Origin of the sequence: Parvibaculum sp. (assembly GCF_019635935.1) — a bacterium.
In the GTDB taxonomy this organism is placed as follows: domain Bacteria; phylum Pseudomonadota; class Alphaproteobacteria; order Parvibaculales; family Parvibaculaceae; genus Parvibaculum.
Map to the genome: position 1 here is coordinate 2,247,786 of NZ_JAHBYN010000001.1, position 24,818 is coordinate 2,272,603.

Annotated in this window: 24 protein-coding genes; 7 read left to right on the forward strand and 17 right to left on the reverse strand. The window is 64.5% G+C overall.

Translation table 11 applies throughout. From position 1 onward, the window contains the following. Nucleotides 1-7: 7 nt before the first annotated feature. From KF719_RS11160 to KF719_RS11170, 3 genes are read right to left on the reverse strand one after another with little or no spacing between them, the layout of a single operon-like run. On the reverse strand, nucleotides 8-358 hold the full coding sequence (locus tag KF719_RS11160; protein WP_293508791.1) for a P-II family nitrogen regulator: 351 nt from the start codon (nucleotides 356-358) through the stop codon (nucleotides 8-10). Continuing rightward, nucleotides 321-1,115 carry a DUF1538 family protein gene (locus tag KF719_RS11165; RefSeq protein ID WP_293510640.1) on the reverse strand — a complete coding sequence of 265 codons (795 nt, stop codon included), beginning with the start codon at nucleotides 1,113-1,115 and terminating at the stop codon, nucleotides 321-323. The genes KF719_RS11160 and KF719_RS11165 overlap by 38 nt, the downstream gene beginning before the upstream one ends. Further along, nucleotides 1,115-1,837 carry a DUF1538 domain-containing protein gene (locus tag KF719_RS11170; protein WP_293508792.1) on the reverse strand — a complete coding sequence of 241 codons (723 nt, stop codon included), beginning with the start codon at nucleotides 1,835-1,837 and terminating at the stop codon, nucleotides 1,115-1,117. Before KF719_RS11170 ends, KF719_RS11165 begins: the two co-directional genes overlap by 1 nt. A gap of 155 nt (nucleotides 1,838-1,992) precedes the next feature. Here KF719_RS11170 and KF719_RS11175 point away from each other — a divergent pair, with 155 nt between their 5' ends. Next, nucleotides 1,993-2,853: a universal stress protein gene (locus KF719_RS11175; protein ID WP_293508793.1), complete on the forward strand. Its 861-nt coding sequence runs from the start codon at nucleotides 1,993-1,995 to the stop codon at nucleotides 2,851-2,853. Between the two features lie 182 nt (nucleotides 2,854-3,035). Here the strand turns inward: KF719_RS11175 and KF719_RS11180 are convergent, their stop codons facing one another. From KF719_RS11180 to KF719_RS11205, 6 genes are all read right to left on the reverse strand, one after another. Beyond that, nucleotides 3,036-4,406: a type II restriction endonuclease gene (locus KF719_RS11180; RefSeq protein WP_293508794.1), complete on the reverse strand. Its 1,371-nt coding sequence runs from the start codon at nucleotides 4,404-4,406 to the stop codon at nucleotides 3,036-3,038. Continuing rightward, on the reverse strand, nucleotides 4,403-4,822 hold the full coding sequence (locus KF719_RS11185; protein WP_363318026.1) for a very short patch repair endonuclease: 420 nt from the start codon (nucleotides 4,820-4,822) through the stop codon (nucleotides 4,403-4,405). Before KF719_RS11185 ends, KF719_RS11180 begins: the two co-directional genes overlap by 4 nt. A 28-nt stretch (nucleotides 4,823-4,850) precedes the next feature. Continuing rightward, nucleotides 4,851-6,155 (reverse strand): DNA (cytosine-5-)-methyltransferase, encoded by a 1,305-nt coding sequence (gene dcm, locus KF719_RS11190; protein ID WP_293508796.1) that lies wholly within the window; start codon nucleotides 6,153-6,155, stop codon nucleotides 4,851-4,853. A 224-nt stretch (nucleotides 6,156-6,379) separates the two neighbouring features. Then, complete coding sequence (locus KF719_RS11195) at nucleotides 6,380-6,700, reverse strand: 2Fe-2S iron-sulfur cluster-binding protein (protein WP_293508797.1); 321 nt, start codon at nucleotides 6,698-6,700, stop codon at nucleotides 6,380-6,382. 44 nt (nucleotides 6,701-6,744) lie between these two features. Beyond that, nucleotides 6,745-7,965 carry an FAD-dependent oxidoreductase gene (locus KF719_RS11200; RefSeq protein WP_293508798.1) on the reverse strand — a complete coding sequence of 407 codons (1,221 nt, stop codon included), beginning with the start codon at nucleotides 7,963-7,965 and terminating at the stop codon, nucleotides 6,745-6,747. 437 nt (nucleotides 7,966-8,402) lie between these two features. Then, a complete protein-coding gene (locus KF719_RS11205; protein WP_293508799.1) occupies nucleotides 8,403-8,921 on the reverse strand; it encodes a PAS domain-containing protein in 519 nt (172 codons plus the stop codon). Between the two features lie 108 nt (nucleotides 8,922-9,029). On the opposite strand from KF719_RS11205, the gene tsaE reads away from it, so the two are divergent. The 6 genes from tsaE (at nucleotide 9,030) to trxA (ending at nucleotide 18,273) form a co-directional block, all read left to right on the forward strand. After that, nucleotides 9,030-9,518, forward strand: a complete 489-nt coding sequence (gene tsaE / locus KF719_RS11210) for a tRNA (adenosine(37)-N6)-threonylcarbamoyltransferase complex ATPase subunit type 1 TsaE (RefSeq protein ID WP_293508800.1) — start codon at nucleotides 9,030-9,032, stop codon at nucleotides 9,516-9,518. After that, entirely contained in the window at nucleotides 9,515-10,603 is a 1,089-nt protein-coding gene (locus tag KF719_RS11215) for a phosphotransferase (RefSeq protein WP_293508801.1), read from the forward strand. Before tsaE ends, KF719_RS11215 begins: the two co-directional genes overlap by 4 nt. Beyond that, a complete protein-coding gene (locus tag KF719_RS11220; protein ID WP_293508802.1) occupies nucleotides 10,600-11,310 on the forward strand; it encodes a nucleotidyltransferase family protein in 711 nt (236 codons plus the stop codon). Before KF719_RS11215 ends, KF719_RS11220 begins: the two co-directional genes overlap by 4 nt. Nucleotides 11,311-11,335: 25 nt before the next feature. Beyond that, nucleotides 11,336-14,359 (forward strand): double-strand break repair protein AddB, encoded by a 3,024-nt coding sequence (gene addB / locus KF719_RS11225; RefSeq protein ID WP_293508803.1) that lies wholly within the window; start codon nucleotides 11,336-11,338, stop codon nucleotides 14,357-14,359. Next, a complete protein-coding gene (gene addA, locus KF719_RS11230; RefSeq protein ID WP_293508804.1) occupies nucleotides 14,356-17,832 on the forward strand; it encodes a double-strand break repair helicase AddA in 3,477 nt (1,158 codons plus the stop codon). The genes addB and addA overlap by 4 nt, the downstream gene beginning before the upstream one ends. A gap of 120 nt (nucleotides 17,833-17,952) precedes the next feature. After that, the gene (gene trxA, locus KF719_RS11235) at nucleotides 17,953-18,273 is read left to right on the forward strand and encodes a thioredoxin TrxA (protein WP_293508805.1); all 321 of its coding nucleotides are present in this window, start codon (nucleotides 17,953-17,955) and stop codon (nucleotides 18,271-18,273) included. Nucleotides 18,274-18,340: 67 nt separating this feature from the next. Here the strand turns inward: trxA and KF719_RS11240 are convergent, their stop codons facing one another. Genes KF719_RS11240 through KF719_RS11275 form a run of 8 tightly spaced genes read right to left on the reverse strand, consistent with a single transcriptional unit; the run spans nucleotide 18,341 to nucleotide 24,758 of the window. Further along, nucleotides 18,341-19,663: a folylpolyglutamate synthase/dihydrofolate synthase family protein gene (locus tag KF719_RS11240; RefSeq protein ID WP_293508806.1), complete on the reverse strand. Its 1,323-nt coding sequence runs from the start codon at nucleotides 19,661-19,663 to the stop codon at nucleotides 18,341-18,343. Further along, complete coding sequence (gene accD, locus KF719_RS11245; protein ID WP_293508807.1) at nucleotides 19,660-20,571, reverse strand: acetyl-CoA carboxylase, carboxyltransferase subunit beta; 912 nt, start codon at nucleotides 20,569-20,571, stop codon at nucleotides 19,660-19,662. Before accD ends, KF719_RS11240 begins: the two co-directional genes overlap by 4 nt. 12 nt (nucleotides 20,572-20,583) lie before the next feature. Beyond that, nucleotides 20,584-21,423, reverse strand: a complete 840-nt coding sequence (gene trpA, locus KF719_RS11250; protein WP_293508808.1) for a tryptophan synthase subunit alpha — start codon at nucleotides 21,421-21,423, stop codon at nucleotides 20,584-20,586. Further along, the gene (trpB, locus tag KF719_RS11255; RefSeq protein ID WP_293508809.1) at nucleotides 21,420-22,637 is read right to left on the reverse strand and encodes a tryptophan synthase subunit beta; all 1,218 of its coding nucleotides are present in this window, start codon (nucleotides 22,635-22,637) and stop codon (nucleotides 21,420-21,422) included. The genes trpA and trpB overlap by 4 nt, the downstream gene beginning before the upstream one ends. Before the next feature lie 35 nt (nucleotides 22,638-22,672). Continuing rightward, nucleotides 22,673-23,320: a phosphoribosylanthranilate isomerase gene (locus KF719_RS11260; RefSeq protein ID WP_293508810.1), complete on the reverse strand. Its 648-nt coding sequence runs from the start codon at nucleotides 23,318-23,320 to the stop codon at nucleotides 22,673-22,675. 6 nt (nucleotides 23,321-23,326) lie between these two features. Then, nucleotides 23,327-24,028, reverse strand: a complete 702-nt coding sequence (pyrF, locus tag KF719_RS11265; protein ID WP_293508811.1) for an orotidine-5'-phosphate decarboxylase — start codon at nucleotides 24,026-24,028, stop codon at nucleotides 23,327-23,329. A 60-nt stretch (nucleotides 24,029-24,088) separates the two neighbouring features. Further along, nucleotides 24,089-24,379 carry a DUF1049 domain-containing protein gene (locus KF719_RS11270; protein ID WP_293508812.1) on the reverse strand — a complete coding sequence of 97 codons (291 nt, stop codon included), beginning with the start codon at nucleotides 24,377-24,379 and terminating at the stop codon, nucleotides 24,089-24,091. A 49-nt stretch (nucleotides 24,380-24,428) separates the two neighbouring features. Continuing rightward, on the reverse strand, nucleotides 24,429-24,758 hold the full coding sequence (locus tag KF719_RS11275; protein ID WP_293508813.1) for an integration host factor subunit beta: 330 nt from the start codon (nucleotides 24,756-24,758) through the stop codon (nucleotides 24,429-24,431). Nucleotides 24,759-24,818: the final 60 nt, after the last annotated feature.

Below are 24,818 nucleotides of genomic sequence, written 5' to 3' on the forward strand. Positions count from 1 at the left end.
CGTTCGCTCACTCCGTCTCGCGCACCATCGCCTGCAGCGCCTTGATCTGCGTTGCCAGCCCCGCCGTCGCCTCGATCGGCAATTGGATGGCGATGCCCGCGCCGGGCACCGTGTCGAGTTCGCCGGCCGCCGCAATGGCGTTGAGGATCGCCGGCGCCAGATGCTGCTCGGCGACGATCGCCACCACATCGCAGGGCCCCAGCAGGTCGAGTCCGAAGAACGTCTTGTGCGGCGTCAGCCCTTCGCCGCGCGCGCCGGTGATGATGGTGACGCCGGTTGCGCCCGCGCCGCGAGCGGCCTCGACGATGCGCGCCGACCGGTCATCGGTCACCAGCGCCAGTATCAACTTGAACTGCATCGGCCTTTCCTCCTCCTTGCGCGTGCGCGGCGCGCCACAATTGCAGCCGCGCATAAAGAAGCACCGCGATCACGGGCAGCAGCAGCGCTCCCGTCACCATCCCGAATCCGTCGGCCAGCGGCGAGCGCCCGGGCAGCGCCCCGGCAATGCCGATCCCCAGTGCCGCCACCAGCGGCACCACGGCCAGCGACGTCGCCACCGCGCCGCTGTCATAAGCGATCGGCCGGATCGTTTTCGGCGCCCCCCATGAAAGCGCCGCGATCGCCGCCACCATGACCGCCAGAAATTCCTCGAACGCAATCCCGGCATGAATGCGCGCCGCGCCGAGCGCCAGTCCCGCGCCGACGCCGGCCGCCACCACGGCGCGGAAGGGCCGGGCGCGGATGGCGCCGCCCGAAACCGCTTCGGTCCGCTCGGCCATCGCCGTCAGCGCCGGTTCGATCAGCGCCGTCGCAAAGCCGATCAGCCCGACGAACAGCAGCAGCCGCACAAGCGCCACGCCCGATCCATCGCCGCCGGTGCCCGTCAGCGCCACCGCCATCTCGAAGCCGAGCGGCACCAGCGCGATTTCGAGCCCGGTGCGCAGCAGCACCAGCCCCGCCAGCAGATAGAAACCGCCGAGCAGCAGCGGCCCGGCGCCCATCGGCGCGCGGCGCAGCACCAGTCCGAAAAACAACCCCATCACGGCGGCGATCGCGGCAAGGTCGATCGCCACATCGACCGCCGCCGCCATCAGCCGCATCGCGACATCTTCCATCACAGCACCAACTCGCCGGCCAGAATGACCAGCATCGGCATCAGGCTGGCCATCGCCACCAGGCCGAACCCGTCGGCCAGCGGCGAGCGCCCGCGAATGGCCGCCGCAAGGCCGATCCCCAGCGCCAGGATCAGCGGAATGTTGAGCACCGATGTCGCCGCCGTGCCGGCATCGAAAGCCAGCGCCGAAAGCGGCGTGTCGGCGAGAAGCGCCAGCACCGCCGCCAGCCCGTAGCCGCCCAGGATGAAAGGCATCGCCGGCCAGCCCATTGCGATACGCAAGGCCCCGAGCGCAATCCCGGCGCCGACGCCGCCCGCCACCAGATAGCGCAGCGTGGCGGCGAAGACCGCCTCGTCGGCGATGAGTCCCTCGGCGCCCGCCACCTGCGCGGCCTGCGCGGCAATGGTGAACAGCGCCGGTTCGGCCGCCGTGCTGCCGAAGCCCAGCGCAAAGGCGAAGATCAGCAGCAGCGCCAGATTGCCCCGCGCCGCCAGGCTGAAGGCCATTTTCTCGCCCAGCGGCAGAAGCACCAGCCCGATCCCGCGCAAGAGCAGCGTCAGCCCCAGCGCAATGGCCGCAAGCCCGGCCAGCTTGGCGCCGATATCGGGCATCGGCTGGCCGATGATCGCGAACTGGAACAGCACCACGATGCCGACAATCGGCATCAGGTCGCGCAGCGCGTCCGAAAGCCCCTGCATCAGATTCTTCAGCTCGGATGACATGCCGGCCTGTGCGTCTTCTGTCCGTTCACATTTTCGGCCGGCGTCCCGCGCCCGCCCCCGTTGCGCTCGAAACCGCAATGGGCGACATTGACTATACACAGGCATGTCATCGATGGGCGGCAAACAGGCCGCCGCCGCCGCCGCCGGAGACGAGGATGATCCGCAAGCTGCTTTTCGCCACCGATTTTTCAAGCCGGTCGGACATTGCGCTGACCCGCGCCGTCGAACTGGCCGGGCGCTTCGGCGCCGCGCTGACGCTGCTTCACGTCGTCGACGACGATCAGCCGCCGGCCGAGGTCGCCGCCTTGACCAATCTTGCCGAGGAGCGTCTGCAATCGGCGCTCGAAAGCCTGCCCGGCGCCGTCCGCGCCGCCGCCGAGGCGCAAATTGTCCGCGGCGATCCCTTCGCCGCCATCGCCGATGTCGCCAACGGCCGCAATGTCGACCTGATCGTGCTGGGCGCCCATCGCCGCCGCATCCTGCGCGACATTTTCACCGGCACCACCGCCGAGCGCGTCATCCGCATCGCCGCCCGCCCGGTGCTGATGGTGCCCGCGCCCGCCGCCGGCGCCCACAAGAGCGCCGTCATCGGCGTCGATTTTTCGCAAGCCTCGCGCCACGCGGTCAAAACCGCCCGCGCCCTCGGCCTGCTCGACGGCCCGCGCATCGCGCTGGTTCATGGCTACCGCGACATTGTCGGCACACAGATGCAATATGTCGGGCTCGAGGCGCGCGCCATCGCCGAGCAGGTCTCGACCGACGTCTCGAAACTGTCGGGCCGCATCGCGGGCGACATGCCGGCCTCCCTTCTCGGCAAGGAGCCCGACGCCGTCGCCGTTGTCGACGCCGATCCCTGCGCCGCCATCGCCGCCCAGGTCGGCGCCGCGTCCGCCGATCTCGTCATCATCGGCTCGCGCGGCCTCAACGCGCTGGAACGCGTCCTCCTCGGCAGCGCCGCCGACGCCGTCCTGCGCAACATCGAATGCGACATCCTGGTCGTGCCCCCGGCCGGTTGACCGCCGCCGCGCTCACCCCAAAACGGCATGGCCCGATTTATTCGGGCCATCCACGCCTGCACCGGCGGAAGCCGGTGTCTTTCTTTCTTCCCGCCCGCCCTTCGGACCAATCCGCCGTCGACACCGCCGAAAGCCTTGCGAGGTTGGAGGGACGATGGATTAGAGACACTGCTCGCGAAGTTCTAGACCTCCGCCGCCCAAACTCCGAGGTTCGGTCGAACGACGGTGGTGCAGAATTCCTTGAAGCTGACCACGTTCTCGTGATTCTTGTACTCAGTCTCTTTTGACAGTCGGAGACTTTCCGGGATCACGAGGTGAACTCCGAAAGATGCCATGTCCTCAATGGAGCTACTTGCTATATTCTCGTCCACGGTTGTCAGGAACAACCGCCGTTTCCCCTTCTCCCTCTCGACTTGCTTCCATCTTTCTCGCAGTGTCGTTTTTGCACTCAGGATCAATCCTGTTTTCGCTTTTCTTGTGCCGCTGTCGATGAAAGAAAGTGACGGGAGAATGAAATCCGGTCGTTTCCGGGCGTCGATAACTACCTGTTTTTCGAATGGAATATCGCCGTCGAGAAGCATTGCTTCTATATGATGTTCGTAGGAATAGCCCGCGCGTGACTTGCGTTGCTGGCTTGCGGAAAGCATCAACGCATCGATGGCAGGTAACTCGTCGATGAGTTTCCGAATGACGTCGGCCGCAGTGATCGTGCGTCGAGTGTCGCCCAAAACCAGCCGAACCAGTTCGACAGCACGCTCCTTGCGCTGATAGTCCCGGAACAGATCCAACTCGATAATGCGGCTGATTTCCCGCAACGCGTCGCCCGGTCTGTCGAGTTCAAACGGATTGGTTCTGGAGAGACCGTACTTGTTGAGAAACGCTTGCCGGGCTTTTGCGGCGAGTTCTGCGGTCGATGGCATGGCAGCATTGTCTTGCGCAAAGGCGGCCAGTACCCCTTTTTGCCAAGCAGAAATTACTTGCTCCGCGAAGTCGAGAATTCGGTCTCGTTCCTCGGCCTTCCTCTCGGAAGGTTCGAAAACATCTACAAGAAAATCAGCGGAGAGATTGAACAGTTCTCCTACAAGAAGAGCTTCCTCGCTGTCGGAATCTATCGTCAAGCATTCATAGATGTGCTCTTTGCCTGATGAGAGTCTTCCCATGATCAGAAGTGAGGCGGGTGACAACGTTGCAAACACTTCCTTGGGGAGCCCGGTCACATGGGTTTCTTGCCCCTTGCTGGTGTAGTGAACCAGCCTCGACCGCTTTTCTTTACTGTCCGTCTGCGGCCAGATAGTGGTGAAGTAGGCCTGCCGGATTTCTCTGGCGCCAGGCTCGTCTCGCGCCTTCTTCCTCAGGACAGGGAAGAAACCACTGTCCCGCTGCTCATGGGGAACATAGACACCCGCTTGGTGCTTGTTCGGATATCGTGCCCAGTCCCGGTCATTGTTGGAAAGCTTCTTGACCAGTATCTGATCCGATCTCTCGAAAAGCCGCGCGAGAAAATCAGCGTCGGTGCCCGATCGACCAAGCATGGGTTCGTGTTGATCAGTCAATCTCGCCCCCTGATTTCATCTTTGCCTTGATCGGATCGAAGCCAGTCTGAGATTAATGATATGGTTTTCTCGGAACTATGTCTTGTGCGCCCTTTCAGCGAACATTCCCAGACGATCAGTACACGCCACGCCTGTTCCTGAAGTGCCCTAATGGCTCTCTCATCATTCTTGCGATTGGTCTTTATCTTCTGTCGCCAAAAGTCGGTTCGGGTCTTTGGCCATTTGAAAAGGTGGCAGTTATGTCCATGCCAGAAGCATCCGTGAACGAAAATGGCCGCGCGTCGGCGGGGGAGAACAATATCTGGTTTGCCGGGCAGGTCTTTCACATGAAGCCGGTAGCGATATCCGAGCGCATGCAGCCCGCGCCGGACGACAAGCTCCGGTTTGGTGTCCTTGCTCCTGATGCCGGACATCATCCGGCTTCGGGTAGCTGGTGAAACGACGTCAGCCAACTTCCATCTGCGGTTGCTGTGCCCTCTCACTGGGCGCGGAAGGAAACTTTTCGAAAAGTTCACCAGGGTCCATGATGCGTTGAATATGAGGTTTCATATATCTGGCAATTTCGGCGACGACGGGAACGACAACTGCATTGCCGAATTGTTTATAGGCACGGGTGTCTGACACAGGGATGTCCATGCGGGTTTCGCGGTCGGGGTCGAATCCCATCAGTCTCGCGCATTCGCGCGGCGTCAATCTTCGGGGATTTTTCCCAGGCTGCGCTATCAGGATTTCGCTTCCATCTTTGTAATAACGTGCGGACAAGGTGCGAGCTTTGTTGCCTGGCTTGTTAAGTCCGAACCCGAAGCCGTTGCCAGCTGCCTTGTGCTTCGCAGCATAGCCTTGAAGGTAATTCCAAAGGTGATCCGAGAGGGTGTATCGAGGCTTGACGAATGTTCGGAGTCCGAGTCGGCCAATTTTCTTCTGGACCGTAAATCGATCTTCTGGCGTTTCGTTTGGTGAGTGAAGAATTTCGGCGAGCGTTGGGCCCTTCGTCGGATCGTGAAACTCCAGCCTTCTGAAATCGAAACCGGTATCCTCCCGGAAGCCCGCGATGAAGATGCGTTCACGGTGCTGTGGTACGTAGCCCTTCGCATCAATGACGTGGCAACTGATCTTGTAGCCAAGATCGTTTTCAAGGGCCCCTTGGATTGTTCTGAACGTATCACCCTTGTTGTGGCTTTTTAGATTCTTGACGTTCTCAAGCAGAAATGCCGCCGGACGATGATGCTTCAGAATGCGCAACACATCGAAAAACAACGTTCCCTGCGTTTTGTTCATGAAGCCATGCTCGCGCCCGAGCGAGTTGAGCTTTGATACTCCTGCAATGGAGAAGGGTTGGCAGGGGAAGCCTGCCAGCAATACGTCATGCTTCGGGATGTCCGCCGCATCGACTTCGGTAATGTCACCGGCGATCTCGTGGTCGCCCGGAAAATTTGCCCGGTAGGTTCGCTGGGCATAGCTATCCCACTCACTAGTGAAAACGCATTTTCCACCGGCAGCTTCAAAACCCTTCCGCATACCCCCTATTCCTGCGAAGAGGTCGATAAAAGTGAAGTCGGGGTTGTCGGGTTCATGCGGCTTTCGTGACTCCAGCCTGTGGGTCAGCACCTCGACAAAGGCGCGACGGGGTGCTGTCTCGCCTGCTTCCCACCGGCGGACGGTCTTTGTGCTGACATCCAGAAGTTCGGCTGCCTCGTCTATGGAGAGACCGTTTTGTTCGCGCAGGGAACGAAAAGCTTGGTCTTCCAAGGGCACCTCCAAATATCTGGGACAAAAATGGACAATATGTCCTCTTTGTCACCTAGATGAAGAGTTGCGTCAACCGAAATCGTACCTGTTTTGTTCTTTTCTGGAAACTTTAAAACAGGACTCTGCAAGCATTTCGCCCCTCGACACAAAAACGGCGCCCTTTGGACGCCGTTCTGAATCCGTTGGTGTCCTTCGGCGCGCCGTTCGCACCTCTGCCAACCCCCCTAATGCTGGCTCTCCGGCATCCGCACCTTCATCCCGTCCAGCGCCGGTCCCGCCACGATCTGGCACGACAGCCGCGAATTCGTTTCGGCATATTCGGCGAATTCGAGCATCGTCTCTTCCATGTCTTCCTTGGGCGGCAGCTTGTCCCACCATTCTTCGGGCACAAACACCATGCAGGTGGCGCAGGCGCAGGCGCCGCCGCAATCGCCGTCGATGCCGGGCACGCTGGCCTTCACCGCCGCTTCCATCAGCGTCGTGCCGTCGGCGACGTCGAGCGTGTGTTCCTTGCCGTCATGTTCGATATAGGTGATCTTCGCCATTGCGCCGCGCGCCTCCACGTTTATTTGTTGTTGTCGTTCCCGGCTCAGCCGGCAATCTCCTTGACGCCGATGCTTTCGTCGGCGATGCGCGCCGGGTCGAGCTTCGCGCGTTTCGCCGTCAGCATTTTCGCCATCATGAATTCCGGCGCGCGGTTGATCGCGTCGACTGCGATCAGCACCCCGTCCTTGAGGTAAAAAACCGCGAAGCTGCGCCCCGCCGCCGGGTCGCCGCGCACCACAGCCTGCGTATAGCCGGTGGACAAGCCCACGATCTGCAGCTTGAGGTCGTACTGGTCCGACCAGAACCACGGCACCTGGTTGTAGGGCTTTTCGTGGCCGGCCAGCGTCGCCGCCGCCGTCTTTCCCTGTTCGATCGCGTTATGCACGCTTTCGAGCCGCAGCCGGTGGCCGTAAATGCCGTTCGGATGGCTGGTGCAGTCGCCGGCGGCGCAGATGTCGGGGTCCGACGTGCGGCAGAGTTCGTCGACCGCGATGCCGTTCTCGACCTTCAGGCCCGCTTCGGCCGCAAGCTCCGTGTTCGGAAGAATGCCGATCCCGACCACCACGAGGTCGCAATCGTAGCGCCCGCCCTCGCCGGAAACCACGGCCTCCACTTTCGCGTCGCCCTCGAAGCCTGCAACCGTCACGCCGGTTTCGATCCTGACGCCTTCTTCCCGGTGCACACGCTCGTAGAAATGCGAGACGATGGGGTCCACGACGCGCGCCATCACGCGGTCGGCCGTCTCAAGCACCGTCACCGCGATGCCGCGCTTCGCCGCCACCGCCGCCACTTCAAGGCCGATATAGCCGCCGCCGACCACGACCATGCGGGCGCCTTCGCGGAAATGCGCCTGGATCGATTTGACGTCGTCGATATTGCGCAAATAATGCACGCCTTCGAGGTCGAAGCCCGGCACGTTGATCTCGCGCACCCGGCTGCCGGTCGCCAGCAACAGCTTGCCGTAAGCGAATTCCTGCCCGTCGCCGGTCAGCACGCGCTTGTTGCGCCGGTCGATTTCGGTGACGCGGGTCGAGAAATGTGTCGCGACGCCGGACGCCGCATAAAAATCCGGCGCCTTCAGCTCCACCCGGTCATAGCCGATCTCGCCGGCGAGGAACTTCTTGCTTAAGGGCGGCCGCTGATAGGGCGCGTAAGCCTCGTCGCCGAAAAGCCGGATCGGGCCTTCAAAGCCCTCGGCGCGCAAACTCTGCACCGCCTGCGCCGCCGCCTGGCCCGCGCCGATAATGATGATCTCGTCCGACATACCCCTCCCGTTCCTCCGCCCACGGACCTTTATTCGCGATCGCCGCCGCTCTTCCTTCCCACCCTCTCGCTTCCACCCTCCCCTGGGGGAGGGTCGAACGGGCGGAGCCCGTTTGGGGCGGGGGCGCGGCCCATCGAATTCGCTCTGGCCACCAAATTTTACGGACTTTTACTACGCAATAAGCCGCCTGTCCCGCCCTTTATAGGGCAAAACCGGCCGCCCGGCGCGACCCGTCGCCGCGCCTCAACCTCGCCAAAAAATGACGCCTGCGTCAACTTTTTTATGGGACATCCGGCCGGACCCCGAATCGCCCAGCCCGGATTCCGCCGCGCCCTGAAACCGGGGATAACTTGCCACATCGTCCGTACACGGAGAGAACTTATCCCCGATTGTGACAGTTTTTTGACAGTTCGATGACAGCAGGGGGTTTTGGGTGCTCAGGGCAGCGCCGATTCGCTCGACGCCCGCACCACCGCATAGTCGAAAACGAAGGCCGACAGGATCATGTTGCAGGTCTTGTCGTCATCCGAGAGCGGCAGGTAGAGCGAGTCGAAATAGTCGAAGCCGTCGGCGAGCCAGGCCGCCTCGCCGCGCGCCCGGACGGGCAACCGGTCGCGCGCCGCCTTGCGGTGCACCGCCTGCACGCCCTTGATGGCGCCCGCGCCAAATGCTTGAAAAGCTTGGGAAATTGTCTGTCCGGTGCCGTCGCCGCCGAAGTAGCGCGCGACCTTGGTGCCGACCAGCCGGTAGCGGAAATCGCTGAGGTCCGGCAGCACGTCGAGCAGGATGATCCAGCCGAGATGTTCCCTGAGGTCCGGCGGGTTGATGTCGGCGCGCGCCGGCATCGCGCGGTCCCCGCGTTTTGCGTCCCAATAGGCATGGATGGCGGCAAGGGTCGGATGTTCGATCCGGACCGGGCAGATATCGACCGACGTTCCTAGCAGCTTTGCGGTCATGTCCCCGGTCCCCCGTTCGGACGGGAGTCTGGGCGACCGGCGTTAAGAAGCGCCTAAAGTCACGGCATTTTACTATTCTGCCGCGCAAAGCCGCGCTAGAAAGCCAGCATGAGCGCCGTTTTTTCACGCGATTTCGATTTGCCGGACGAGCGCGCCACCGCGTCGCTCGGTGCCGCGCTGGCGCCGCTGATGGCGGCCGGCGATCTGATCCTGCTCACGGGCGACCTCGGCGCCGGGAAAACTGCGCTCGCCCGCGCCCTGATCGGCGCCCATTTGGCCGCCCATGGCCGCGCCGAGGACGTGCCCTCGCCGACCTTCACATTGATCCAGACCTATGAGAGCCCGGCGCTCCTGATCGCCCATGTCGACCTCTATCGCATTGAAAACACGGACGAATTGCGCGAGCTTGGTCTCGCCGAAATCGTCGATGAAGGCGTCGCCATCGTCGAATGGCCGGAACGCGGCGGCCCCGGCCTGCTGCGCCTCTCGCCCTCCCGTCTCGACATCGCCCTCTCTCTCGTGCCAGAAGGCGGGCGCCGCGCCCGCCTCACCGGAACGGGAAGCTGGGCCGCGCGGCTCGAGGGGCTGACGATTTGACGACCACGCGAGACGAAACGATCCGCGCTTTTCTGGCCGCCGCCGGTTGGGGCGAGGCCGTGCGCCGCCCGCTCACCGGCGACGCCTCGACGCGCCGCTACGAACGCCTCTCGCTCAACGGCCGCCCCGCCGTGCTGATGGACTGGCCTTCGGGCCCCGATGCACCGGTCGAGCAAGGCCGTGCCGCCTACAGCCGCATCGCCCATCTCGCCGAAGACGTACGCGCCTTTGTCGCGGTCGGCGAACACTTGCGCGGCCTCGGTCTTTCGGCGCCGGAAATTTATGCGGCCGACATCGAGAAAGGCCTGCTGCTGCTCGAAGATCTCGGCGACGACGTCTACGGAACATTGATCGAGCAAGGCGCAGGCCCCGCCGGCGAGCCGCTCGACGCGCTTTATCGCGCCGGCATCGAAACCCTGCTGCGCCTGCAATCCGCGCCCGCGCCGAAGGCGCTGCCGGTCGGCAACGGAGAGATGCATGTCGTGCCGCATTTCGACGACGGCGTCTTTCGCGGCGAACTCGACGTGCTGCTCGACTGGCATTTCCCGGTGGTGCTGGGCCGCGAGGCCGCGACCGAGGAACGCGCCGAATTTCACCAATGCTGGAGCGAACTGCGGCCGTCGATCGATGCCGGCCCCGCAACGCTTTTTTTGCGCGACTATCATTCGCCCAACATGCTCTGGCTCGGGGCGCGCGAAGGCGCGGCGCGCGTCGGTCTGATCGATTATCAGGACGCGCTGATCGGTTCGCGCGCCTATGACGTCGTGTCGTTTCTGCAGGATGCGCGCCGCGACGTGCCGCCGGCGCGCGAACAGGCCATGCGCGCGCTTTATATCGAGCGTGCCAAAAGCGAGTTGCCGGGCTTTGACGAAGAGGAATTCCTTGCCGCCTATGCGGCGCTCGGCGCCGAACGCGCGCTGCGTCTGATGGGTCTCTGGCCGCGCCTGTTGAAACGCGACGGCAAGCCGCAATACATGGCGCATATGCCGCGCACCATCGACTATCTGCGCCGCAACCTCGCTCACCCGGCGCTCGCGGCGTTGAAGGTCTGGCTTGAGGCGCATGTCTTGCGGGAGCACGCATGAAAATCCGCAAGGCAATGGTGATGGCGGCGGGCAGGGGTCTGCGCATGCGCCCGCTCACCGAAACAGTGCCGAAACCGCTGGTGCGTCTCGCCGGAAAGCCGCTGATCGACCATGTGCTCGACCGTCTGGCGGAAGCCGGTATCGAGGATGCGGTCGTCAATGTCCATTATCTGGCCGACCTGCTTGTTGCGCATCTCGCCGCACGCACGCATCCGCGCATCGTCATTTCGGACGAACGCGACGCGCTTCTCGACACCGGTGGCGGCACGAAAAAGGCCTTGCCGCTGCTCGGCAACGATCCGGTGCTGACCTTCAATTCGGATTCGGTCTGGGTCGAGGGCCTCGGCGCCAACCTGCGCAATCTGATGGCGGCGTTCGATCCCGAGCGCATGGATGCGCTGCTGATGATCGCCGACGCCGCCCGCACCATCGGCTATGTCGGCCGCGGCGACTTCACGATGGATCCGGCGGGCCTGTTGGCGCGGCGCGGCGAAAGCACAACGGCGCCCTACATGTTTGCCGGCGTCCAGATCGTCAAGCCCGGCCTCTTCGCCGACGGCCCGGACGGCGCCTTCTCGACCAACCTGATCTGGGACCGCCTGATCGATCAGGGCCGGCTCTACGGCCAGCGCATGGGCGGCACCTGGATGCATGTTGGCGCGCCGGACGATCTCGCCGAGGCCGAAGCCTTCCTGCGGGATTTGTGAGCGCCGACCCGCTACGATAGGGCCCATGCCCGCCGATTCCCGCACCCTGTTCACCATGCCGCCCGGCACGCCCTTTCTGGAGCGGCTGGCGGCGACGCTGTTGGCCGACGCGACGCTGGACGGGCGCTTCGGCGCGTGCGCGCTCGCGGACATCACGATCCTGCTGCCGACGCGCCGTGCGGTGCGCGCGCTCGGCGAGGCGTTTCTGCGCGCCGGCGGCGGCACGGCGCTGATCCTGCCGTCGATCCGCACGCTCGGCGATGTCGACGAGGACGATCTGATCCTCGATCCGAAAGGCATGGGCGCAGACGCGCTCGATCTTCCGCCTGCGATGCCGCCGCTCGAACGGCAATTGCATCTGGCCCGCATGATCGTGGCCGGGCGCGGCGAAGACGAAACGCGCGCGCTGGCGCTTGCCGCCGATCTCGGCCGCTTTCTCGACATGGGCCTGACAGAGGGCGTCGATCTCGCGACGCTTGCGCATCTCGTGCCCGACGAATTCGCCGACCACTGGCAGATCACGCTCGAATTTCTGAAGCTGCTGACCGCCGCGTGGCCTCATGCCCTTGAGCAAATGGGTTACATGGAGCAGGCCGAACGCCGCAACCGTCTGATCCGTGCGCAGGCCGATCTCTGGCGCGCGCATCCGCCTGTGGCGCCGGTCATCGCGGCGGGGTCGACCGGTTCGATCCCCGCAACAGCCGATTTGCTGAAGGTTATCGCCGCACTGCCGAACGGCGCGGTCGTGTTGCCGGGTCTCGATCTCGATCTCGACGCGGAAAGCTGGTCGGTCATCGGCGAACCGGGCACCGCGTCGCATCCCCAATACGGCATGTCGAAACTGCTGCGTCATCTCGATGCGGCGCGCGAGGACGTCGCGCTATGGCCGGGTTGCGAAGCGAAGGAGGCGCCCGCCCGTGCACGGCTTCTCTCCGAGGCGTTGCGGCCGGCCGAAACGACGGAACGCTGGCGGGCACGTCTTGCGGCGATGAAGAAGGAGGCGAGCGCCGCGATAGATGGATTGACCATGATCGAGGCGGCGGGCGAGCGCGACGAAGCGGGCGCGATCGCGCTGCTGATGCGCGAAACCGTTGAAACGCCAGCGAAAACCGCGGCGCTGGTGACGCCCGACCGCAAACTGGCGCGCCGCGTTGCGATGGAACTTCGGCGCTGGAAAATCGAGGTCGACGATTCCGGCGGCGAGCCGCTCGCGCAGACAACACCAATGGCCTTCATGCGTCTCATCGCGGCAATGATCGCAGAGGATTTCGCGCCGGTCCCGATGCTGGCCTGCCTGAAGCATCCGCTGGCGGCGATGGGCGAGGATTTGGCGCCGTTCCGTTCTCGCGTACGCGCCATGGAGCGCCTCATCCTGCGTGGGCCGCGTCCGGCGCCCGGCATCGACGGTTTGCGCAGAGCATGTGCGGCCGAAAGCCATGCCCGCGCGGAATCCGGACGGATAACCGCCGCCTTCGAGCGCGACCTCGCCGAAACGCGCCGCCTGCTCGACAGAATCGAGCATGAGGTTTCGCCGATGGTGGCGGCATGGCGCGACGGCGCGCCGCTCGACGCGCTTGTCCGCGCCCATGTCGAAACGGCCGAACGCCTGTCGGCAACCGCGACGGAGCTAGGCGCGAGCCGCCTCTGGGCGCGCGAGGAAGGCGAGGCGGCGGCCGATTTCATCCGGGAATTGATCGATGCAGCGCCCGCCTTCGGACCACTCGATGCGAACTCGTACCCCCGCTTCTTCGACCAACTGGCCGACGGCCGCGTGCTGCGCCCGCGCTGGGGCCACCATCCGCGGCTCTTCATCTGGGGCCCGCTCGAAGCACGGCTGCAGCATGCCGACCGGATTATTCTCGGCGGCCTCAACGAAGGCACATGGCCGGCCGAAGCCGGCATCGACCCCTGGCTCAACCGGCCGATGCGCGCCGCGCTCGGGCTCGATCCGCCGGAGCGGCGGATCGGTCTTGCCGCGCATGATTTCGTCGAGGGCGCGAGCGCGAAGGAAGCGATCCTGACCAGGGCCGCAAAGGTCGAGGGCGCGCCGACGGTCGCCTCGCGCTGGTGGTTGCGACTGGCAAGCGTGTTGACCGGCCTCGGGCAGGAAAATACGCCGCGCGCGCCGCATTGGACGCTATGGTCGCACGACCTCGACAAGCCGGCCGCGAAGATCGATCCGGTGCGCCCGCGTCCGGCGCCGCCGCTCGATGCGCGTCCCGACGGCTTTTCCGTTACCGAAATCGAAACGCTGATCCGCGATCCCTACGCGATCTATGCGAAAAAGATTTTGAAGCTGCCGGTTCTGGATGAGCTGGATGCCGACATCGCGGCCGCCGAGCGCGGCATGATCGTTCACAAGGCGCTCGAAAGATTTGTCGCGGCGTTCCCGGAGGAATTGCCCGATCATGCGCTCCAGAAGCTGCTGGAATTTGGTGAAGGCGTTTTCGAGAGCGCGATGGAACGGCCGGGCGTCGCCGCCTTCTGGTGGCCGCGCTTCCGGCGCATCGCGCGCTGGATGATCGAGTATGAGCGTGCCCACCGCCCGGACGTCGCGCGATCCTTTGCGGAGACGCTGGGCGAAACCGAAATCGGCGGTTTGCGACGGCCCGTTATCCTGCGCGGCAAGGCCGACCGCATCGATCTGATGAAGGACGGCACGCTCGGCATCGCCGATTACAAGACGGGCAACGTGCCCAGCAAGAAGCAGGTCGAAATCGGCCTCTCGCCGCAACTGCCGCTCGAAGCGGCGATGGCGGCGAGAGGCGGCTTCCGCGACAAGGGTCTACCGGAGGCGCCCGCATCGCGGCTTGTATATCTGCGGCTGACGGGCGGTGAAACCGCGGGCGAGGAACGTGTCATTCCCGATCCCGGCGGCGATCTCGCCGAGGAGATTTTCGCGCTGCTGGTCGATCTGCTGAAGCAATACGAGAACGAGACGACGCCTTATCTCTCGCGTCCGCGTCCGATGTTCACCGGCCGCTACGGCGACTACGACCATCTGGCGCGCGTCAAGGAGTGGTCGGCATCGGGCGGAGAGGGCGAATGACAAAAGCGCGCGCCCCATCTCCGGGAAAATCGCCGGGCGCCGACGACGCGCAGCGCCGTGCCTCCGATCCCGAAGCCTCGGTCTGGGTGTCGGCCAATGCGGGTTCGGGAAAAACGCACGCGCTGACGACGCGCGTGGCGCGGTTGCTGCTGGCCGGCAACGCGCCCGAACGCATTCTGTGCCTCACCTTCACCAAGGCGGCGGCGGCCGAAATGTCGGCGCGTCTCTACAAGCGTCTCGGCGACTGGGCGATGATGGACGACAAGACGCTTGCGGCGGAGATTCGAGGTATCGAAAGCGATCCCCCCGATGCCGCGACGCTCAAGGATGCGCGCAAGCTCTTCGCCCGCGCCATCGAAACGCCGGGCGGGTTGAAAATCCAGACCATCCACGCTTTTTGCGAACGTCTGCTCGGCCGCTTCCCGCTCGAGGCCGGCGTGCCGCCGCATTTCGACATTCTCGACGAGCGAGCCGCGACCGAATTGATGGCGGAAGTGCGCGACGCCGTTCTGCGCCGCGCGGGCACGGAGGAAGGCACGGCCCTTTCGGCGGCGCTGGCGCATGTTGTGGCGCGCGTCGACGAACTGGCCTTCGGCAATCTGCTGAAGGAAATAACGACGCAGCGCGGCAACTTTTCCGAACTGATGGAAGGGTTCGGCGGCCTCGACGGCATCCGTGCGGCGCTGCGTCATGCGCTGTCGGTCGGCCCGGATGAAACGGTCGAGGGTCTGCGCGCGGCGATTGCGGATCTGCCCGAGGCGGAAATGCGCGCCGCGGCAGTAGCGCTTTCCGGCGGCGCCAAAACCGATGTCGAACGCGCGGAGATACTCATCGGATATCTTGAGACATCCGAAGACCGCACCGATGCCGTCGAAGATTATCTTTCCGTCTTCCTGACGCAGAAAAACGAGCCGCGCAAAAGCCTGATGACGGCAAAGTCCGCCGGCGCGCATCCGCAGGCGGCGGAAGTCCTGTACGCGGAGCAACAGCGAATTCTCGGCCTCTATGGCCGGATGCGCGCCGTTGCGGTTGCCGAAGCGACGGAGGCGATCCTGACCCTGGCGGTCGCCATTCTCGACACCTTCCGCGACGCGAAGCGCGCCCGCGCGCTGCTCGACTATGACGATCTGATATCGGCCACGCGCGAACTGCTGACGCGCAGCCGCATGGCCGCATGGGTACTCTACAAACTCGATGGCGGCATCGATCACATTCTGGTCGATGAGGCGCAGGATACGAGCCCCGATCAATGGGACGTGATCGCCGCGCTGGCCGACGAGTTTCTGGCCGGGCACGGTGCGCGCGAACGCGTGCGGACGGTCTTTGCGGTCGGTGACGAAAAGCAGTCGATCTTTTCGTTTCAGGGCGCCGATCCGGCACGCTTCGATGCGATGAAACGCTATTTCGAGAAGCGCGTGAAGGCGGCGAAGCGAAAATGGGACTATGTGCCGCTGACGCGTTCGTTCCGCTCCGTGCCGGAGGTTCTGTCGGCGGTCGACAAGGTATTTGCGCTGGCGCATGCCCGCAATGGATTGACGGCCTCGGGCGACATCGACGATCACATCGCCTTCCGCGCGAAGGATGCGGGGCTTGTCGAAATCTGGCCGTTGGAAGAGCCGGAAGAGGGCGAGGAAACCGTCGTCTGGGACGCACCGCTCGACTACATGACCGAGACAGCGCCGATGGCGAAGCTCGCCGCGCGCATTGCGCTGACGATCAGGGGCTGGATCGACAACGGGGAAATTCTGGCCGGACGCGGTCGTCCAATCCGGCCCGGCGACATCCTGATCCTCGTCCGCCGCCGCAACGCCTTCGTGGCGGAGATGGTGCGGCACCTGAAAGAGCAGGGCATCGCGGTCGCCGGCGCCGACCGCATGGTGCTGACCGAGCAGCTTGCGGTGATGGACCTGCTGGCGCTGGCGCATTTCGTGTTGCTGCCCGACGACGACCTGACGCTGGCGACGGTGCTGAAAAGCCCGCTTGTCGGTCTAACCGAGGACGAGCTTTTCGATCTTGCGTATGATCGTAAAGGGCGGCTCTGGCGAGCGTTGCAGGACAAGGCGAAGGGCAATGCGCGCTACGCCGCCGCCGAAGTGCTGCTTGCGGATCTGCTGGCGCGTGCCGATTTCGAACCGCCCTATGAGTTCTTCGCGCATGTGCTGGCCGAGAAAGGCCGCGAGCGCCTGCTGGCGCGGCTGGGGCCGGACGCCGCCGATCCGATCGACGAGCTCTTGTCGCTGGCGCTCGAATTCGAACGGCGCCATGCGCCTTCGCTCGAGGTCTTCGTGCATTGGGTCGAGCGCGGCGCCGCCGAGATCAAGCGCGACATGGACCAGGGCCGCGACGAAGTGCGCGTGATGACGGTGCACGGCGCGAAGGGCCTCGAAGCCGAGATTGTTTTCATGCCCGACACCTGCGCCGCGCCGGGTGGCGCCCATGACCCGGCGCTGCTCGAATTGCCGTTGCCGAATGACGGGCCGAAACTTTTGCTCTGGCCGGTGCGCAAGAAGGATGAGGACGAGGTCAGTGCCATCGCGCGCGAAGGCCATCGCCGTGTGCAGGCAGATGAGTATCGCCGCCTCCTTTATGTGGCGATGACGCGCGCCCGCGACCGGCTCTATGTGGCGGGCTATCGCGGCATCAATCCGCCGCCGCCCGATTGCTGGTACGAGCTCGTTTGCGAGGCCCTGTTGCCGGAGGCGCAAGACGCCTTGCATGCCGATGGCGGCCCGGTCTGGCGCATCGAGGGCAGGCAGCAGCGCAAACCCGAACCGGAGACCGAAGCAGCCGGTGTGCCGGCGCCCGCGCTTCCGGACTGGGCGCGGCGCGCCGCTGCCGCCGAGCCGCGGCCCTCGCGGCCGCTCGCCCCGTCGCGTTTGCCGCCCGAGGGCATGGCCGAGCCCGCGCCGGTGTCGCCGCGATCCGGCGACGCAACGCACCGCTTTCAGCGCGGTAGCCTCATCCACCGCCTGCTCGAAACCCTGCCGGAAATTGCTCCCGAACGGCAGCGCGAGGCGGCGGCACGCTATCTGGCGCTGCCCGCGCATGGGCTCGATGAGGCGGCACGCGAGGAGATTGCGGACGCGGTTTTCCGTGTACTGAACGATCGGAAGTTTGCGGCCATCTTCGCGCCCGGCAGCCGCGCCGAGACGCCGGTCGCCGGCATGATCGATTTCGGCGGCGAGGCATTTCCGGTCACCGGCCAGATCGACCGTCTCTGCGTTGCGGACGATCAGGTGATGATCGTCGACTACAAGACGAATCGCCCGCCGCCCGCGACGCTGGCGGAGGTTGCACCCGCTTATGTGGCGCAAATGGCCGCCTATCGCGCGGTGCTGGCGCGCGTTTATCCGGGCCGTAAAGTGCGTTGCGCCCTTTTGTGGACGGACGGTCCGACGTTAATGGAATTGCCCGCCGAAATGCTGGAGAATGCGCTGAAACCTGCAGCTTCCGCGACAAAGCGCGCGCCTTGACCTTGGCGGGGTGCGTTCCTAGATTTGAGGCACGTTGAATTTGTACCCCTCGTATCCGCGCCCCCGGTGGCGCGCGGGTCCGCCCCGGTAAAAACAGGGCAGGGCCAGGAAAGGAAGAAGATGGCGACCAACAAAGTGACCGACCAATCCTTCGAGAGCGACGTGCTGGATGCGTCCGGCCCGGTTCTGGTCGATTTCTGGGCGGAGTGGTGCGGCCCCTGCAAGCAGATCGGCCCGGCGCTGGAAGAAATCGCCAAGGATTATGGCGGCAAGCTGACGATCGCGAAGATCAACATCGACGAGAATCCGAACGTGCCGACGAAATACGGCGTGCGCGGCATCCCGACGCTGATGATCTTCAAGGACGGTCAGGTGGCCGCAACAAAGGTCGGCGCGCTGCCCAAGGGCAAAATCGTCGAGTGGATCGACAGCGCGCTCTGATCGTTTCCGCTGAAATTGTCGAAAGGCCGGTTCGGAAAGGACCGGCCTTTTTCATGCACGATTTTTCTTACGCATGATCACGAAGAATGTGCCCGGCGAGATAGAGCGAACCGCAGATGAGAGCGCGGGGGCCCGCGCGGCCGGCGTCGACAACCGCCCGTGCAATGGCGCTTTCGAGCGAGACGGCGGGCGTTGCGTCGAGCCCGGCGGCGCGCGCCGCCTCGGCAAGTTTTTCGGCCGGCAGCGAAGCTGGCGCGTCCGGGATCGTCACCGTTTCGACATGCGCGGCGAGCCCCGCGAAAGGCGCAAAGAAGCCCGCCGCGTCTTTCGTGTCGAGCATGCCGGCGACAAGCACCAGCGGCTTCGGATCGCGCGCGGCAAGATCGGCCATGGTTTCGGCGACGGCGCGTCCGGCGGCGGGATTGTGGCCGCCATCGAGCCAGATATCGCTCTCCTTCGGCAACAGCGCGATCAGCGGCCCGCGCGTCAGCCGCTGCAGGCGCGCCGGCCAATCGGCACGGGAAAGTCCGTCGGCGATTGCCGCGCGATCGAGCGGCAGGATGCCGGACTGACGCAACGCGCAAATCGCGATGCCCGCATTGTCGATCTGGTGGCGGCCCGCAAGGCGCGGCAGCGGCAGATCGAGAAGGCCGGCCTCATCCTGATAGACAAGCGCGCCCGCTTCCTCATGGGCGGTGAAATCCTGACCGTGAATGAAGAGCTTCGTGCCGGTCTTCTCGGCCGCCATTTCGATGGCGACGCGCGCCTCGTCGGGCTGCGGGCCGATGATGGCGGGTGCGCCGCGTTTCAGGATGCCGGCCTTCTCCGCCGCGATCAGCGCAATCGTGTCGCCGAGAAAGGCCTGATGATCGAGGTCGACCGGCGTGATGACCGATATGGCCGGTCTCTCAACCACGTTGGTCGTGTCGAGACGCCCGCCCATGCCGACCTCGAGGATCAGCGCATCGGCAGGTGCACGCGAGAAAGCGAGCAGCGCCGCGCAGGTGGTGATCTCGAAAAACGTGATCGGCGCGCCGTCATTGGCGCGTTCGCATTCGTCGAGCAAGCCGGCAAGTGCCGGCTCCTCGATAAAGGCGCTTTGCGGCCGTCCGGCAAGTCGGATGCGTTCGTGAAAGCGTACAAGATGCGGCGAGGTGTAGCTGTGAACGGCATAGCCGCCCGCTTCGAGGCAAGCACGCAGATAGGCGGCAACCGAACCCTTGCCGTTGGTTCCGGCGATGTGGAAGACCGGCGGCAAGGCGCGCTCGGGATGGCCAAGCGCGGCGAGCAGCCGCCATGTGCGGTCGAGCGAAAGGTCGATCAGCTTCGGATGAAGGCCGGTCAACCGATCGAGAATGACGTCGCTGGCGGCGAGGATCTTTTCGTTCACGGCGCCGGCGCGGGCAACGTCGCCGGCACATTGGTGCCGGCCTGCCGCGTGTTGCGCGGCCGATGCGTCATCAGCCGGACGATGCGCGCCAGCGTCTCCTTCATCTTGTGGCGATGGACGATCATGTCGACCATGCCATGCTCGAACTGGAATTCGGCAAGCTGGAAGTCGGCCGGCAGTTTTTCGCGGATCGTCTGCTCGATGACGCGACGGCCCGAAAAGCCGATCAGCGCTTTCGGCTCGGCAATCTGGATATCGCCCAGCATCGCATAGGATGCGAGAACGCCGCCGGTGGTCGGGTCGGTCAGAACGACGATAAACGGAAGCCCCGCCTCGCGCAGGAGCTGGATCGCAACCGTCGTGCGCGGCATCTGCATCAGCGACAGGATACCTTCCTGCATCCGTGCGCCGCCGGCGGCGGTAAAGAGAATATAGGGGGCCTTCTTCTCGAGTGCCGTCTCGGCGCCGCGAATGATCGCTTCGCCGGCGGCCATGCCGAGCGAGCCGCCCATGAAAGAGAAGTCCTCGACCGCAACCACCGTCTCGACACCGTCAAGCGGTCCATGCGCGACCGTCACGGCGTCGTCGCGGCCGGTCTTGCTGCGCGCTTCCTTCAGGCGGTCGGGATATTTCTTCTGGTCACGAAACTTCAGTGGATCGAGCGTCACACCGTCCACCGGTACCGTCTGGTAGTCGGCATTGTCGAAAATCGAAGCGAGGCGCTCCTTGGTGCCGAGGCGCAAATGGTGATCGCATGCAGGACAGACGCGCATTGCCGCGTCGAGATCGCGGTGGAAGATCATCTCGCCGCAATTGCCGCATTTGTGCCAGAGATTGTCGGGCGTCTGCTCGCGCTTCTTGAAAACCCGCTGGATTTTCGGCCGGACGACATTGTTGATCCAGTTCATGGGCTCTTCCCTTTATTCTGCGGCGGTGGCGCGCGCCCCGTGGACGCCGTCGGCAAGCTGGCGCACGAAAGCGAGAACGCGTTCGGCCGCACCCGGATTAACCCGGCCTTGCGCGTCGATCTCGGCGGCAATGGCGTCTACGATGGCCGAACCGACCACGGCACCATCGGCGTTGCGGGCGATCTCGGCCGCTTGCTCAGGCGTGCGGATGCCGAAGCCGACAGCGACCGGCAACGATGTGTGGCGCTTGATGCGCGCGACCGCCGCCGCGACATTGCGCGCCTCGGGGCTTGCCGAGCCTGTAATGCCGTTGATGGAGACGTAGTAGACGAAGCCCGACGTATTGGCGAGGACCGCCGGAAGGCGCCGGTCGTCTGTCGTCGGCGTCGCGAGACGAATGAAATTGAGGCCCGCGCGCATCGCGGGTTCGCAGAGCTCGTCGTCTTCTTCCGGCGGTAGGTCGACCACGATCAGTCCGTCGACGCCGGCTTCGACCGCGCGGGAAAGGAACAAGTCGACGCCCATGTGGTAGATCGGATTGTAATAGCCCATCAGCACGATCGGGGTGTCGCCGTCGCTGGTGCGGAAGCGGCGCACGAGTTCGAGCGTCTTCATCATGCTGGCGCCCGCTTTCAGCGCGCGCTGTGTCGAGGCCTGGATCGCCGGCCCGTCGGCCATCGGATCGGTGAAAGGCATGCCGAGTTCGATCACGTCGGCCCCGGCGCCGGGCAGGCCTTTCAGGATCGCCAGCGTCGTGTCGAAATCGGGATCGCCGGCGGTGATGAAGGTGATGAAGCCCGCGCGGGCTTCCGCGTTCAGCCGCGCGAAGCGTTTGTCGAGCCGCGTCGTCACAGCGTCACCCCCAGATGATCGGCAACCGCGAACACGTCCTTGTCGCCGCGCCCGCACATATTCATCACCAATAGATGATCCTTCGGCAATGTCGGCGCGAGCTTCGAGACGAAAGCCAGCGCGTGCGAGGGTTCGAGCGCCGGAATAATGCCTTCGAGCCGCGAACAGAGCTGGAAGGCCTCAAGCGCTTCCTTGTCGGTCGCCGACACATATTCGGCGCGGCCGGTGTCGTGCAGCCATGCATGTTCCGGTCCGATGCCCGGATAGTCGAGACCCGCCGAAATCGAATGACCGTCCTTGATCTGTCCGTCGTCGTCCTGCAGCAGATAGGTGCGGTTTCCATGCAGAACGCCCGCCGACCCGCCTTTCAGCGACGCGCAATGCTCGCCGGTTTCGATGCCCTTGCCGGCTGCCTCGACGCCGTAGATTTTGACCGACGGATCGTCGAGGAAAGGATGAAACAATCCCATCGCGTTCGAGCCGCCGCCGATACAGGCGACGAGCGAGTCGGGCAGGCGGCCTTCGCGCTCCTGCATCTGCGCCTTCGTTTCGTTGCCGATCACCGACTGAAAATCGCGCACCATCGCCGGATAGGGATGCGGACCTGCGACCGTGCCGATGAGATAATAGGTGTTGTCGACATTGGTCACCCAGTCGCGCAACGCCTCGTTCATCGCGTCTTTCAGCGTGCCGGTGCCGGACGTGACCGGCACAACCTCGGCGCCGAGCAGCTTCATGCGAAAGACGTTTGGCTTCTGCCGTTCGATGTCGGTGGTGCCCATATAGACGACGCAGGGCAGGCCGAAACGCGCGCAGACGGTGGCCGTTGCGACGCCGTGCTGGCCGGCGCCGGTCTCGGCGATGATGCGCGTCTTGCCCATGCGCATCGCGAGCAGAATTTGCCCAAGGCAATTATTGATCTTGTGGCTGCCGGTGTGGTTGAGCTCGTCGCGCTTCATGTAGATTTTCGCGCCGCCGAACTTCTCGGTCAGACGTTCGGCGAGATAAAGCGGGCTTGGCCGGCCCACATAGTCGCGCTGCATGAAATCGATCTGCGCCTGAAAGGCCGGGTCGTTTTTCGCGGCGGTGTAGGCCTTGTCGAGATCGAGCACCAGCGGCATCAGCGTTTCGGCGACGAAGCGTCCGCCAAAAATGCCGAAGCGTCCCCGCTCGTCGGGGCCGTTGCGGAGGGAATTGGCTTGCGATGCGCTCACGCTCGAACTTTCTCTTTCAACAACCGGCGCTGCCGTCAGGCGGCTTTCGCTGCGCGAATAAAGGCTTCGATCGCGGCCGGATCCTTCTGTCCCGGCGCGCTTTCGACGCCGGATGAAACATCGACCGCTTCGGCGCCGGTAATGCGGATCGCCTCGGCGACATTTTCAGCGTTAAGCCCGCCCGAAAGCATCCAGGGCATTTCCGGCCGATGGCCTGCGATCAGCGACCAATCGAAAGCCAGGCCGTTTCCGCCCGGCAGCGCGCCTGCCATAGATTTAGGTGGTTTGGCGTCGAACAGCAACAAATCGGCGGAATCTCGGTAAATAGCGGCGCGAAGCGGGTCTTCCGGTCCGGCAACGCCGATCACCTTCATCAGGGTCAGACCAAAGCGCGCCTTGAGATAGACGAGCCGTTCCGGCGTTTCCTCGCCGTGAAGCTGCAGCATGTCGGGTTTGAGCGCCTCGACGACGGCGTCGAGCGTCCGGTCGTCGGCATCGACGGTGAAGGCGACCTTGAGCACGGACGAGGGAACATGTGTTGCAAGCGCTGCGGCCTGTTCATAGGTCAGATGGCGCGGGCTCTTCGGATAGAAGGCGAAACCCAGATAGTCGGCACCGGCATCGACCGATGCCCGGATGGTTTCCGGCGTCGAGAGACCGCAGATTTTTACGCGAACGGTCATCGCCGGTCACGCCGCCAGAGATCTGACGATTTCATCGGCCGCCGCGCGCGGATCGCCCGCGCCGGTGATCGGTCGGCCGATGACGAGCACGTCGGCGCCGAGCGCCAGCGCTTCGGTCGGCGTCATCACGCGCTTCTGGTCGCCGATGGCGCTCCCGGCGGGACGAAGGCCCGGCACAATCAGTTTGAAGTCGCGCCCGAGATCGCGCCGCAGCATTTCGATTTCATGCGCCGAGCAGACGACGCCGTCGAGCCCGGCACCGGCGGCAAGCCCCGCGAGCCGGCGCACCTGGTCGGAGGCCGTGCCGCCGACGCCGGTTGCCGCAAGGTCGCTTTCGTCGAGGCTTGTCAGCAGCGTGACACCGACGATGAGCGGACGGCGGTCGCCCGCTTCGCGCGCGGCTTCGGCCGCGGCGCGCATCATCGCGCTGCCGCCTGCCGTATGGATGTTGACGATGGCGGGCTCGAGCGGCAGCACCGCGCGAATGCCGCCGGCGACCGTGTTGGGAATGTCGTGGAGCTTCAGGTCGAGAAAGATCGGCAGACCCGCCTCGGCGACCGCCCGGTAGCCGGCAGGCCCATGCGCGTTGAAAAACTCCATGCCGATCTTGGCGCCGCCGACGCTGCCCTTGAGGCCGCGCGCCAAGGCCACCGCGCGGGTAACGTCGGTCGTGTCGAGGGCGCAGAAAATCGGATTTCCGGGTATCATCGAACCATGTCCATGTCTTTGGCCGCCTTATAGCAGATCGGGGCCGCAAGGGGACCGGATTTAGTCGCCGTCGGCGTTCCGGAGCGCCGGCAGGCCGCCGCCCGCCGGGGCCGCCGCCTTGATGCGCGCCGCCTTTCGCCGCGCCTGCGCCCAGGCGCCGAAGCCGCCGGCCAGAATGCCGAAAAGCACCGAAACCAGCACAATCAGGAACAGCGGAACGTCGATGCCGAGCGCCGGGGTTTCGGGGTCGAACGGATCGAGGCTGAAGGTCACGGTCGACCGGTTGGCGACCGCCAGCACCATCGCAAGGAGAACGACGGGCGGCAGCAATATCCAGCGCAGGAGTTTCACGCGTTCTGTCCCGAAATCAGGGCGTCGGCCGGCGCGGACGATGCCGGGATCAATCGTCGTCGCCGTCGTCCGCCGCCATCAGCTTGTCGTCCGAAATATCGGCATTGTTGAGGCGCTCGCGCAATTCCTTGCCCGTCTTGAAGAAGGGCACCGACTTTTCCTCGACGTGAACGGGTTCGCCGGTGCGCGGGTTGCGGCCGGTGCGTGCCGGGCGGCTTTTGACCGAAAAGGCGCCGAAACCGCGCAGTTCAACCCGGTCCCCGCGCGCCAGCGCCGCGCTGATCTCGTCGAAGATCGTGCTGACGATGCGCTCGACATCGCGCTGGTAGAGATGCGGATTGGCCTGGGCCAGGCGGGCGACGAGTTCCGATTTGATCATGTGCTTGCGTCCCCCGGCATGCCTCGCGCTGCGTCGTCGACCGTCACCGGAAACGGCCAT

Excerpts from the sequence above, each read along its gene's own strand:
- KF719_RS11160 (WP_293508791.1), bottom strand. The coding sequence starts at position 358 with ATGCAGTTCAAGTTGATACTGGCGCTGGTGACCGATGACCGGTCGGCG.
- KF719_RS11165 (WP_293510640.1), bottom strand. The coding sequence starts at position 1,115 with ATGGAAGATGTCGCGATGCGGCTGATGGCGGCGGCGGTCGATGTGGCG.
- KF719_RS11170 (WP_293508792.1), bottom strand. The coding sequence starts at position 1,837 with ATGTCATCCGAGCTGAAGAATCTGATGCAGGGGCTTTCGGACGCGCTG.
- KF719_RS11175 (WP_293508793.1), top strand. The coding sequence starts at position 1,993 with ATGATCCGCAAGCTGCTTTTCGCCACCGATTTTTCAAGCCGGTCGGAC.
- KF719_RS11185 (WP_363318026.1), bottom strand. The coding sequence starts at position 4,822 with ATGATGTCCGGCATCAGGAGCAAGGACACCAAACCGGAGCTTGTCGTC.
- KF719_RS11195 (WP_293508797.1), bottom strand. The coding sequence starts at position 6,700 with ATGGCGAAGATCACCTATATCGAACATGACGGCAAGGAACACACGCTC.
- KF719_RS11200 (WP_293508798.1), bottom strand. The coding sequence starts at position 7,965 with ATGTCGGACGAGATCATCATTATCGGCGCGGGCCAGGCGGCGGCGCAG.
- KF719_RS11205 (WP_293508799.1), bottom strand. The coding sequence starts at position 8,921 with ATGACCGCAAAGCTGCTAGGAACGTCGGTCGATATCTGCCCGGTCCGG.
- tsaE (WP_293508800.1), top strand. The coding sequence starts at position 9,030 with ATGAGCGCCGTTTTTTCACGCGATTTCGATTTGCCGGACGAGCGCGCC.
- KF719_RS11220 (WP_293508802.1), top strand. The coding sequence starts at position 10,600 with ATGAAAATCCGCAAGGCAATGGTGATGGCGGCGGGCAGGGGTCTGCGC.
- addB (WP_293508803.1), top strand. The coding sequence starts at position 11,336 with ATGCCCGCCGATTCCCGCACCCTGTTCACCATGCCGCCCGGCACGCCC.
- addA (WP_293508804.1), top strand. The coding sequence starts at position 14,356 with ATGACAAAAGCGCGCGCCCCATCTCCGGGAAAATCGCCGGGCGCCGAC.
- trxA (WP_293508805.1), top strand. The coding sequence starts at position 17,953 with ATGGCGACCAACAAAGTGACCGACCAATCCTTCGAGAGCGACGTGCTG.
- accD (WP_293508807.1), bottom strand. The coding sequence starts at position 20,571 with ATGAACTGGATCAACAATGTCGTCCGGCCGAAAATCCAGCGGGTTTTC.
- KF719_RS11260 (WP_293508810.1), bottom strand. The coding sequence starts at position 23,320 with ATGACCGTTCGCGTAAAAATCTGCGGTCTCTCGACGCCGGAAACCATC.
- pyrF (WP_293508811.1), bottom strand. The coding sequence starts at position 24,028 with ATGATACCCGGAAATCCGATTTTCTGCGCCCTCGACACGACCGACGTT.
- KF719_RS11275 (WP_293508813.1), bottom strand. The coding sequence starts at position 24,758 with ATGATCAAATCGGAACTCGTCGCCCGCCTGGCCCAGGCCAATCCGCAT.